Annotated in this window: 11 protein-coding genes; 7 read left to right on the top strand and 4 right to left on the bottom strand. The window is 67.3% G+C overall.

Annotated features, from left to right (window positions below; translation table 11 throughout):
* Nucleotides 1–180 precede the first annotated feature (180 nt).
* The 4 genes from VH499_RS20150 to VH499_RS20135 form a co-directional block, all read right to left on the bottom strand.
* On the bottom strand, nucleotides 181–945 hold the full coding sequence (locus VH499_RS20150) for a C13 family peptidase (protein WP_332054542.1): 765 nt from the start codon (nucleotides 943–945) through the stop codon (nucleotides 181–183).
* A 17-nt stretch (nucleotides 946–962) separates the two neighbouring features.
* Nucleotides 963–1,625: a TetR/AcrR family transcriptional regulator gene (locus VH499_RS20145; protein ID WP_332054541.1), complete on the bottom strand. Its 663-nt coding sequence runs from the start codon at nucleotides 1,623–1,625 to the stop codon at nucleotides 963–965.
* Nucleotides 1,622–2,668 carry a phosphotransferase gene (locus VH499_RS20140; RefSeq protein ID WP_414709816.1) on the bottom strand — a complete coding sequence of 349 codons (1,047 nt, stop codon included), beginning with the start codon at nucleotides 2,666–2,668 and terminating at the stop codon, nucleotides 1,622–1,624. The genes VH499_RS20145 and VH499_RS20140 overlap by 4 nt, the downstream gene beginning before the upstream one ends.
* A 109-nt stretch (nucleotides 2,669–2,777) precedes the next feature.
* The gene (locus VH499_RS20135) at nucleotides 2,778–4,604 is read right to left on the bottom strand and encodes a chloride channel protein (RefSeq protein WP_332054539.1); all 1,827 of its coding nucleotides are present in this window, start codon (nucleotides 4,602–4,604) and stop codon (nucleotides 2,778–2,780) included.
* A gap of 264 nt (nucleotides 4,605–4,868) precedes the next feature.
* Between VH499_RS20135 and VH499_RS20130 the strand changes: the two genes are divergently transcribed.
* The 7 genes from VH499_RS20130 to VH499_RS20100 all read left to right on the top strand — a co-directional run.
* The gene (locus VH499_RS20130) at nucleotides 4,869–5,318 is read left to right on the top strand and encodes a tripartite tricarboxylate transporter TctB family protein (protein WP_332054538.1); all 450 of its coding nucleotides are present in this window, start codon (nucleotides 4,869–4,871) and stop codon (nucleotides 5,316–5,318) included.
* Between the two features lies 1 nt (nucleotide 5,319).
* The gene (locus VH499_RS20125; RefSeq protein ID WP_332054537.1) at nucleotides 5,320–6,825 is read left to right on the top strand and encodes a tripartite tricarboxylate transporter permease; all 1,506 of its coding nucleotides are present in this window, start codon (nucleotides 5,320–5,322) and stop codon (nucleotides 6,823–6,825) included.
* Nucleotides 6,826–6,844: 19 nt separating this feature from the next.
* Nucleotides 6,845–7,813, top strand: a complete 969-nt coding sequence (locus tag VH499_RS20120) for a hydroxymethylglutaryl-CoA lyase (protein WP_332054536.1) — start codon at nucleotides 6,845–6,847, stop codon at nucleotides 7,811–7,813.
* On the top strand, nucleotides 7,810–8,169 hold the full coding sequence (locus tag VH499_RS20115) for a cupin domain-containing protein (RefSeq protein ID WP_332054535.1): 360 nt from the start codon (nucleotides 7,810–7,812) through the stop codon (nucleotides 8,167–8,169). The genes VH499_RS20120 and VH499_RS20115 overlap by 4 nt, the downstream gene beginning before the upstream one ends.
* Before the next feature lie 149 nt (nucleotides 8,170–8,318).
* Nucleotides 8,319–9,503 carry a CoA transferase gene (locus VH499_RS20110; protein WP_332054534.1) on the top strand — a complete coding sequence of 395 codons (1,185 nt, stop codon included), beginning with the start codon at nucleotides 8,319–8,321 and terminating at the stop codon, nucleotides 9,501–9,503.
* Nucleotides 9,504–9,887 carry a hypothetical protein gene (locus tag VH499_RS20105; RefSeq protein ID WP_332054533.1) on the top strand — a complete coding sequence of 128 codons (384 nt, stop codon included), beginning with the start codon at nucleotides 9,504–9,506 and terminating at the stop codon, nucleotides 9,885–9,887.
* A 2-nt stretch (nucleotides 9,888–9,889) separates the two neighbouring features.
* Nucleotides 9,890–10,500 (top strand): alpha/beta hydrolase (locus tag VH499_RS20100; RefSeq protein WP_332054532.1); only part of this gene is annotated, 611 nt, incomplete at its 3' end.

Genomic DNA, 10,500 nt, shown 5'->3' with positions numbered 1-10,500 from the left:
ATCATTCCTCCCCAGCGAAAGCTGGGGAGGTGGCCCAAAGGGCCGGAGGGGTCGTGGGCATTCGGTCGATAATTCACGACCCCTCCGCCCGCTTTGCGGGCACCTCCCCATCGCGCTCCGCGATGGGGAGGAGAAGTCATGTCGACTCCGACGGACTTTGAGCCAGGAGCTCTCGGAAGCCTACCGGCCCGGCAGGCGCAGGTTCGCGACCGCGGCGCCGAAGAAGGCCTGCGGATGCGATTCCTGACGCACGCCCAGCCTGCGTTCCAGCCTCTCGACGCAGGACTTCGTGCCCGCCGCGACCTGGCGCCAGGTATGGGCCGTGTCGAGCTGCTGCAGGAAGCACTGGTCGTAATAAGTATAATCGTCATCCGCTCCGCAGCCGAAGCTGGTGCGGTCGAGGGCGGCGGCGGTCAGGATGATGCGGTTGGGCCGGCGGGTCTCGGCGTTGATGAAAGCGCCGCTGTGGCAGGCCGACACCACCAGCACCGTGGGCACGCTGCTGCAGCTCTCCGACAGCGCCCGGTCGAGAACCGGCGGACCGAAGATGCGGCGGTCGGCGCGCAGGAAGAAGCCGCGCGGCTCGCCATGGCTGGTGATGTAGACGAAGCAGGCATCGCCGCCCACGGTGCGCAACCCGTCGCGAACGTTGGTCGAGGTCGCGAGGCCGCCGCCGGCGGCACGATCTGCCGTGAACGTGCGGATGGTGCGCACACCGAGAGCGGCGAGGCGCTCGCGCAGGGTATCGACGGCGTTGTCGAACGCCGGACTGCTGTCGTCGCCGCCCACCAGCATCGCATGCCAGCCCGCGGCCGGCACCGATGCCATCGGCGGCAACGATACCGGCCGCTCGACGGTCGGAGCGGTCGGCGGCGCAGCGCCCGACGGAGGCGCGCAGGCGGCCGCGAACAGGGCGACAGCGACGGCCGCGAGGCGCACCGGCATGCAGGCGACTCCGTCTCTCAACTGGTCGGCGGCGTGGCTCCCACCGAGCGCAAGGCCATCTCCGCATAGAGCGCCGCCATCTGCTCCTCGGCGAGGCGGCCGCCCGGACCATACCACATGGAGACATGCGTGCACTGGTCGAGCAGGGCCATCGCGACGGTCTTGAGATCCTCGCGCCCGTCGACCTTGGGCAGGACGAACAGGTCGCGCTCCAGGCCTGCGGCCAGAATGGCGACCAGTACATCGCGGATGGCGCGGCGCGACCGACGGATGTCCGAAACACGGCTCGCATCGAGCCAGCTGATCTCGCGATTGGCGACCAGCGCCTCGACCCGCAGCCGGCAATGCCGCACGACGTAGGCCCGAACGAAGGCGGCGAGCTGGCCGCGCGGATCGTCGCCGGCCTCCGCTATGGCCTGCTTGCAAACGCGCTCCAGCTCCGCCTGGGTCGAGGCGATGATGTCGTGCAGCAACTCGTCCTTGGAGCGGAAGTGGTTGTACAGGGCGCCCTGCGTCAGCCCGCAGGCCTTCATGATGTCACGCACCGTGACCACCGGATAGCCGCGCTCGGCGAACTGGCGAAAGGCGGCGGTGCGGATCGCCTCCACCGGCGGCCGCGCCTCCCTTTCACCGACGGCAGAGGCAGAGGACACCGATCGCATCGTCCGGCGCTTGCTCATGGTGCGGCTCCCGCCATGTCGCGCACCAGCTTCCAGGCGAGATCAGCCGCCGGCCGCACCAGCTTGCCCGACTCGGCGGCCCGAACGTTGGACGCGGTCCCGTCGAGGGATCGCGCATAGACGCCCTGCCGGATGCAGGACACGCGAAAGAGATTGTAGGCCATGTAGAATTCCCAGAGCGTCGGATCGGGCACGGCCCGCCCCGACAGCTTGCAATACCAGGCGACCATTTCCCGCTCCGCCGGCAGACCCTGCGCGGCAAGATCGTGACCGGCGAGGCCGCCCCAGTCCTTGGGCGTGCGCCACAACATGCAGAGGTAGGACAGCTCGGCCAGCGGATCGCCCAGCGTCGAGATCTCCCAGTCGATGATGCCGAGCACGCGCGGCTCGCTTGCATGGAAGATCATGTTGTCGAGGCGATAGTCGCCATGCACCAGCACCGTCTCGTCGTTGGCCGGCAGATGCGCCGGCAGCCAGTCGAGGAGCTTGTCCATGGCCTCGATCTTCTCGGTCTCGGAAGCCTTGTATTGCTTGCCCCAGCGCGAGATCTGGCGCGCGACATAGCTGCCGGGACGGCCGAAATCGGCCAAGCCGAGAGCGACGTAGTCGACGGCATGCAGCTTCGCGAGTGTCTCGAACTTGGCCTTGTAGACCGCGAGGCGGCCCTCTTTGGCGACCTCTGGCAGCAGGGGATCCCACAGTACGCGGCCGTCGCAATACTCCATGATGTAGAACGCGGTGCCGACGACGCCGTCATCCTCGCACAGGGCGTAGGCGCGCGGCGTCGGCACGTCGGTCCTGTTCAGGGCCGAGATCACGCGGAATTCCCGGTCGACGGCGTGGGCCGACGGCAGGAGCTTGCCCGGCGGCTTGCGGCGCAGGACATAGCGACGGCCGGCGCCGTCGGTCAGGCGATAGGTCGGGTTCGATTGACCGCCCTTGAATTGCTCGACCTGCACGGGCGCCTTGAACCCCGTCACATGTGCCGCCATGAAGCGGGCCAGCGCCTGCGGATCGAACCGGTGCTTCTCCTGCACCTCCATCGTGCCGATATAGTCCGCGCCTTTTCTCGCCACCAAGAGCTCCTGAACGAGCGTTTACCGGGGCGGAGTTTGCTCGCCCGGTCGCGGGCATGCAACATGCCGGAAGCGGTCAGCCGGCGGCCGGATAGACCTCGATGCTGCTGGCCACGGAATCGGCCACATGCTCCTTGGTGATGACCCCGCGGACGTCGGTTGCACGCGGCACGCCCCGCCCTCTCGTCACGAGCGCCATGGTCGCACTGCGCCGCCACATGCGTCGGATGACGTCGAACATGACCTCGTCCTCGCGCACGATGGTGAAATTGCGGCTGGCGAGCGTGCGCAAGGCGGCGCCGGGCTGGATGCCGCCCGAGGCCGGCCGCAGGGCGGTATTGACGCGCATGACACCCACGATGTGGCCGTCGTCGTCGGCGACGACGACGTGGCGCAGCCGGCCGTCGTTGTCGGGCCGCGCCAGCAGCTCGTCGAACCCCGAATCAGGCGAAGCGATGACGATGTCCTTGTCCATGACCTCGCTCGCATGGCGGACGAGAAACATGTTGGCGTGGCGCGCCTTGGGAATGACGTGGCCGCGGCGGAACAGCTTCAGCGTGTAGATGTTCTCGCGCGACATCAGCCGGCGCACACCGATGCTGACCGCCACCGCCAGGATCATCGGCAGCACGATGTCGTAGTTGCGGGTCATCTCGAAGATCATGGTCACGGCCATCATGGCCGCGCCAGTGGCGCTGCCCACCATCGCGCCCATGCCGACCATGGCGAACGAAGGCACACTGAGCGCGATCGGAAGATGCAGTGCATTGAGGCTCGCCGCGAAGGCGCCGCCGATCGTGGCCCCGAGGAACAGCGACGGCGAAAACACTCCGCCGGAGGCACCTGAGCCGAGACTCGTCGAGGTCGCGAACAGCTTGCAGAAGAACAGCAGCAGGAGCAGGGCCGGCGCCGTCACCCCGCCCGACAGGATCGCCTCTACCGTCGCGTAGCCGACCCCTTCGACATAGTAGTGACCGAGGGTCCTCTGCAGGCCGTAGATCAGCAGCCCCACCAGGAGCATGCCGAAGCCGTGGCGCAGATAGGGGTGATCGATCTTGTCGAACACGTCCTCGAAGAAATGCAGGCCGCGGATCAGAAGAGTCGCGGCGATGCCGACGACGATGCCGAGCAGCGCATAGATCCCGAGCGTCAGCGCCGACGAGAGATCGATCGGGAGCGGCGCCAGCTCGGGCACCGAGAATGCCGGCGCCACGCCGAAGAAGAAGCGCCCGATGAAGGTGGCGGCCGCGGTCGACAGCGCCACCGGCAGGAAGCTCGCCACGCTCATCTCGGGCATCATCAGCTCGATCGTGAACAGCACGCCGCCGATCGGCGTGTTGAAGGTGGCGGCGATGCCGGCGCCGGCGCCGGCCGCCACGAGGATGATGCGCTGGCCGGGCGACATGCGAATGATCTGGCCGAGGGTCGAGCCGAGCGCCGAGCCGATCTGGATGATCGGCCCCTCGCGTCCCACTGCCGCGCCGCTGCCGATCGACACGGCCGACGCGAGCGACTTCACGATCGCCACGACCGGCCGGATGATGCCGCTCTGGTAGTAGATCGCATCGATCACTTCCGGCACGCCGTGGCCGCGCGCCTCGGGCGCGAAAGTGGTCACCAGGAACGTGACGACGATCGCGCCCGCGACCGGCACCAGGATGACCATCCATCCCCAGGGCGAAGGCGGCGTGAACAGATTGGCGTCGTAGCGAAAAGCGAACTGGCCGAGGAACATCACGTTGTGGATCAGCCCGATCAGGTCGCGAAAGACCACGGCGCCGAAGCCCGTCACCACGCCGACGACCAGCGCCAGGCAGCACAGGCCGACCAGGCCGATCGAGGGAACCCCATCGGCATCCGGCCGAGCGGAAGTCGTCGCCTCGCCCGTCGCTTGGTCCGCCATTCCTGTCCTCCAGCCGGCGCACCGGCATGTGACGCGCGAGGACTCTACTCGTTTTCGCGACACCTCGCGGTCGAGTTCGACGATCCGGCGGCCGGACGCGGTGGTTCCCGCGTGCCATCTCCGCCATCCGCATCCGGATGCGGATGCGGATGCGGACGCAACTTGGCGCTTGGGCGGACCGGCTGACCTATGGTTATCTACGATGCAGACTCGGCTCGCTGGGCCCAAAATCACCGCGACAGTGCGTGCAGTGGGGAGGCATCGTTGGATCGATTCCTGAGCAAGGACTTCTTGTCCGGGGTGATGTTCATCGCCTTCGGCCTGACGACGCTCTATTTCGGGCGTCATCTGGCCGTGGGCACGACGGTCCGCATGGGCCCGGGATATGTCCCGAACATGCTGTCCTACATCCTGTTGGTGCTCGGCCTGATCATCGCCGGCATCGCCCTGCTCAAGGGCAGCGAGCCCGTCGAAACGCCGAGGCTGCGGCCGATCACGATGGTGACCATCGGCATCGTCGTTTTCGGATTGCTGTTCGAGACGACCGGCCTGCTGCCTGCTCTCGCCGCGCTGGTCCTGCTGGCATCCCTCGGCGGCAGCGAATTCAAGCTGACCGAGGTCCTCGCCAACATCGTCGTGCTGGCGATCCTGTGCGTGCTCGTCTTCAAGGTCGGCCTTGGCATGAACATCGCCGTGCTGAACGGGGTTTGGTAGGATGGCGATGCTCGACCATCTCGGCCTCGGCCTGCAGGTCGCCTTTTCCCTGCAGAACCTGTTCTATGCGTTCGTCGGCTGCATGGTCGGCACGCTGATCGGCGTGCTGCCCGGCATCGGCCCGGTGGCCACCATCGCCATGCTGCTGCCGATCACCTTTCATCTGCCGCCCGTGGCGGCGCTGATCATGCTGGCAGGCATCTACTACGGCGCCGCCTACGGCGGTTCGACGACGTCGATCCTGGTCAATCTGCCCGGCGAATCCTCCTCGGTGGTGACCTGCATCGACGGCTACCAGTTGGCGCGCCAGGGGCGCGCCGGCGCCGCGCTCTCGATCTCGGCCCTCGGCTCGTTCTTCGCCGGCACGGTCGGCACGGTCATCATCGTGCTGTTCGCCGAGCCGCTGACCCAGATGGCGCAGAAATTCGGGCCGTCCGACTACTGCTCCCTCATGGCGCTCGGCCTGGTGGCCGCCGTCGTGCTGGCCAGCGGCTCGGTCCTGAAGGCGATCGCGATGGTCTTCCTCGGCCTGCTGTTCGGGCTGGTCGGAACCGACGTCAACACCGGCGCCCAGCGCTTCACCTTCGACGTCCCGGAACTGAGCGACGGCATCGATTTCGCGCCGATCGCCATGGGTCTGTTCGGCATCGCCGAGATCGTGGTCAACCTCGAGCGCAAGATGACGCGCTCGGGCGCGATCAAGGTATCGTCGCTGTGGCCCACCCGGGAGGAGATGCGGCGGGCGATCCCGGCGGCGATCAGGGGAACCGGCCTCGGTTCGATCCTCGGCGTGCTGCCGGGCGGCGGGCCGACCCTGGCCGCCTTCTCGTCCTATACGCTCGAGAAGAAGATCTCCCGGACTCCCGAGAGGTTCGGCAAGGGCGCCGTCGAAGGCGTGGCGGCGCCTGAATCGGCGAACAACGCGGCGGCGCAGACCTCGTTCATCCCGATGCTCACCCTCGGCATCCCGTCCAACGCCGTGATGGCGCTGATGGTCGGCGCGATGATCATCCAGGGCATCCAGCCCGGCCCCGAGGTCATGACCAAGAAGCCCGACCTGTTCTGGGGCATGATCGCCTCGATGTGGATCGGCAACCTGATGCTGGTCGTCATCAACCTGCCGATGATCGGGATGTGGGTGAAGCTGCTGACGGTCCCCTACCGCTTCCTGTCGCCGGCGATCCTGCTGTTCTGCTCGATCGGCGCCTACAGCCTGGCGAACAGCACGTTCCACGTGCATCAGGTCGCGATCTTCGGCGTCATGGGCTACATCTTCTCGCGCCTCGGCTGCGAAGGGGCGCCGTTCCTTCTCGGGCTGGTGCTCGGACCGCAGATGGAGGAATATTTCCGGCGCGCCATGCTGCTTTCGCGTGGCGATCCGTCAGTGTTCATACAGAGGCCGATCAGCCTCGGCCTGCTGATCGCTACTGCCGTCCTGCTGCTGCTCATGGCGCTGCCGAGCATCAAGCGGGCGCGCGAGGAGGCGTTCCAGGAAGAAGAAGGTTGATCCTCGAAGGAGTGTTGCCATGTCCGACCTGCCCAAGCGCGTGAGCATCAACGAGGAAGGCCCTCGCGAGGGCTTCCAGTCGGAGAAGAAGATGATCCCGGTGGCCGACAAGGTCCGCCTGATCGAGGCCCTGGCCGAAACCGGACTCACGCACATCGCCTGTGTCTCCTACGTGAATCCCAAGCGCGTGCCGACGATGGCCGATGCCGAGGAAGTGGCGGCTGCGATCCATCGCAAGCCCGGCATCCACTACAGTGCGCTCTACCTCAATCAGCAGGGTTTGGAGCGCGCGCTGCGCGGGCCGCTCGACGTCGAGGGCAGCGTGCGCATCACCGCGTCCGAGACCTTCTCGCGCAAGAACATCGGCAAGTCGGTGGCCGATTCGCTGGTCGAGCAGCGGTTGTCGCTCGAGACCTTCAAGCAGCGCGGCATGCCCGTGAAGTGGGGCGTCGTGCTCGGCGCGTTCGGCTGCAACTACGAGGGCGAGCTCTCGACCGAATTGATCCTGCAGCGCTGCAAGCAGGTCCTCGACGAGGCCGAGCTGGCGGGCTTCGAGCTCAAGGGCATGAAGCTCACCGACGCGATGGGCTGGGCGACGCCGCTTTCCGTCGAACGCCTGGTCGGCGCTGTCCGCGACAAGTGGCCGGAGCTCGAGATCTCGCTCCACCTGCACGACACGCGCGGCACCGGCCTGCCGTCGGCCTATGCCGGCCTCCGGCTGGGCGTCACCGATTTCGATGCCTCCGTCGCAGGTCTCGGCGGCTGCCCGTTCGCCGCCACCGACGGCGCCGCCGGCAACATCTGCACCGAGGACTTTGCCTATATGTGCGAGGAGATGGGCATCGAGACCGGCCTCGACGTCGAGCGCCTGATCGAGGTCGCCAAGCTCGCCGAGCAGATCGTGGGCCGGCCCCTGCCCGGCCACGTGATGCGCGGCGGCACGCTCAAGGCCGCCAAGCAGAAGGCGGCGCAGAAGGTGGCGGCATGAACGCCGAGGCCGCACGGGTCGACGTGGCGCCGGACTCGACCTATGTCGATATCGCCGGCCTGCCGTGGCTGCCGACCCGCTTCCCCGGCATCGAGTCGAAGACGCTGATGGAGAACAAGGTGACCGGCATGTCGACCGTGCTGATGCGCTGGGCGCCGGGCGCGCGGCTGCCGCATCACGAGCATGTCGCGATCGAACAGAGCTATGTCCTGCAGGGATCGCTCATCGACCGCGACGGCGCCTGCACCGCCGGCAACTATGTCTGGCGCCGGGCCGGCAGCCGCCATGATGCCTGGACCGACGAAGGCTGCCTCGTCCTCGCCTTCTTCCTGAAGCCGAACACGTTCTTCGATTGACTGTCGTTTCTCCTCCCCAGCTTGCTGGGGAGGTGGCCCAAAGGGCCGGTGGGGTCATGGGCCGTCGCGACGCTGCTCTGACCCCTCCGGTCGCTACGCGACCACCTCCCCGACTTCGTCGGGGAGGAAATCTTTGAGGTGGACAACACATGCCGGGCGTTCTCGAAGGAATACGCGTTCTTGATTTTGGCCGGTACATCGCCGGGCCCTTCTGCGGCACCATGCTGGGCGATCTCGGCGCCGAGGTGATCCGCGTCGAGAAGCTCGACGGCAGCGAGGATCGCTGGGTGACGCCCGTCACGAAGGGCGGCGAAGGCGCGATGTTCCTCCAGATGGGCCGCAACAAGCTCGGCCTCACGCTCAATCCGATGAAGCCGGCCGGCCGCGAGATCGTGAGGAAGCTGGTGGCGGTCTCGGACGTGGTGATCGCCAACCTGCCCTACGAAGATTTGCGGAAGATGGGCATCGACTACGAGTCCATCTCGGCGATCAATCCGCGCATCATCCTCGCCACCAACTCGACGTTCGGCTCGGAAGGCCCCTATGCCACGCGCGTCGGGTTCGACACGATCGGCCAGGCGATGTCGGGCGCCATGTATCTGTCCGGCGACGGCAAGGTGCCGACACGCGCCAATACACCCTATGTCGATTTCAGCTCGGCCCTGCTGGCGACAGTGGGCGTGCTCGCCGCGCTGATGGATCGCGCCAGGACCGGCCAAGGACAGAAGGTCGAGACGGCGCTGCTGCGCACCGCCATCAACATCGCCAACGGCCATCTGATCGAGCAGGCGATGCTCGACCTCAACCGGGTGGCCACGCTCAACCGCGGCTTCACCGCGGGCCCCTCGGACACCTTCAAATGCCGGGACGGCTGGATCTACGCCATGACCATCGGCCAGCCGCTGTTCGTGCGCTGGTGCAAGCTGATGGGCGACGAGCGTCTCGCCAAGGACCCGCGCTTCAAGGACGATCTGGCACGCGGCGACAACGGCGAGGCGCTGTCGGAGATCATGCAGAAATGGTGTGCCGGGCGCACCGTCGCCGGGGCACTGGCCGAGCTCGAAGCCAACCGCATCCCGGCGGGTGCCATCTATACGCCGCAGCAGGCGCTCGACGATCCGCACGTCCGCGAGGCCGGCTTCTTCCATCACATGGAGTTCCCCGGCGCCGACAAGCCGGTGCCGGTGCTGCAGGAGCCGGTTAAGCTCTCGCGCACGCCGCTCTCCATCCGCACGCGCGCGCCCAAGCTCGGCGAGCATACCGACCAGATCCTGCGGGAGCTCGGCTACGACCCGGCCGCCATCGAGAAGCTGCGGGCCGACCGGGTGGTCTGAATGTCGCCCGCGGACCGCTTCGCCGCGCTGCCGCGCCTGCTTGCCGCCGACACCGATCTCCTGCGCCGCGGCCGCTGGCTCGGCGTCGACTGCCGCGTCGACATAGGGCCCGAACCATTCTTCCTCGCGATCCGCGATGGTGCGCTGGCGGTACTCGACCGCGGCGACCGGCTGATGCGCTCCACCGCCTTCACGGTTCGCGCCACCGACGAGGCGTGGACGAACCACTGGAAAGCGATCCCCGAGCCCGGCTGGCACGACCTGTTCGCCTTGACCAAGCGCGGCGCGGCTTCCATCGAAGGCGACCTGCGTCCGTTGCTTCAGAACCTGCAGTACTTCAAGGACCTCCTGGCGCTGCCGCGCCGCGCGGCGGAGACGGACTGACTGTGGCGCCGAAGCTCGATCCCATGGTCGGCCGCTATCTGCGCACCGAGATCGAGGGCATTCCTCACCGCCTCTATTTCGAGGAAGCCGGCCGGGGCATTCCGCTCGTCTGCCTGCACACCGCCGGCGCCGACGGCCGCCAGTATCGGCATCTGCTGGCCGATCCCGAGATCACGCGGCGCTTTCGCGTGCTCGCCTTCGACATGCCGTGGCACGGCAAATCGACGCCGCCGGAGGGCTGGGAGTGCCAGGAATATCGGCTGACGACCGAAAGCTACACCGCCGCCATCCGCGCCTTCTGCCGGGCGATGGAGCTCGACCGGCCGGTGGTGATGGGCTGCTCGATCGGCGGCCGCGTCGTGCTCAACCTCGCGATCGCGCACGCCCGGGAGTTCCGGGCCTTGATCGCCCTCGAAGCGGCGGACTTCCAGCAGCCCTGGTACGACACGTCATGGCTGCATCGGCCGGACATCCACGGCGGCGAGGTCTGCGCCGCGCTGGTCTCGGGCCTGATCGCGCCGCAGAGCCCGCCGGTTCATCGCCACGAGACGCTGTGGATGTACATGCAGGGCGGGCCGGGCGTGTTCAAGGGCGATCTCCATTTCTATCGCGT

The sequence above is a fragment of the Reyranella sp. genome (assembly GCF_036558665.1).
Taxonomy (GTDB): Bacteria; Pseudomonadota; Alphaproteobacteria; order Reyranellales; family Reyranellaceae; genus Reyranella.
Note: the sequence above shows the minus strand (reverse complement) of the source record. Positions and strands in the feature narration are given on the sequence as shown.

Coding starts and splice junctions, on each gene's coding strand:
- VH499_RS20150 (WP_332054542.1), bottom strand. CDS start 945: ATGCCGGTGCGCCTCGCGGCCGTCGCTGTCGCCCTGTTCGCGGCCGCC.
- VH499_RS20145 (WP_332054541.1), bottom strand. CDS start 1,625: ATGAGCAAGCGCCGGACGATGCGATCGGTGTCCTCTGCCTCTGCCGTC.
- VH499_RS20140 (WP_414709816.1), bottom strand. CDS start 2,668: ATGGAGGTGCAGGAGAAGCACCGGTTCGATCCGCAGGCGCTGGCCCGC.
- VH499_RS20135 (WP_332054539.1), bottom strand. CDS start 4,604: ATGGCGGACCAAGCGACGGGCGAGGCGACGACTTCCGCTCGGCCGGAT.
- VH499_RS20125 (WP_332054537.1), top strand. CDS start 5,320: ATGGCGATGCTCGACCATCTCGGCCTCGGCCTGCAGGTCGCCTTTTCC.
- VH499_RS20120 (WP_332054536.1), top strand. CDS start 6,845: ATGTCCGACCTGCCCAAGCGCGTGAGCATCAACGAGGAAGGCCCTCGC.
- VH499_RS20115 (WP_332054535.1), top strand. CDS start 7,810: ATGAACGCCGAGGCCGCACGGGTCGACGTGGCGCCGGACTCGACCTAT.
- VH499_RS20110 (WP_332054534.1), top strand. CDS start 8,319: ATGCCGGGCGTTCTCGAAGGAATACGCGTTCTTGATTTTGGCCGGTAC.
- VH499_RS20105 (WP_332054533.1), top strand. CDS start 9,504: ATGTCGCCCGCGGACCGCTTCGCCGCGCTGCCGCGCCTGCTTGCCGCC.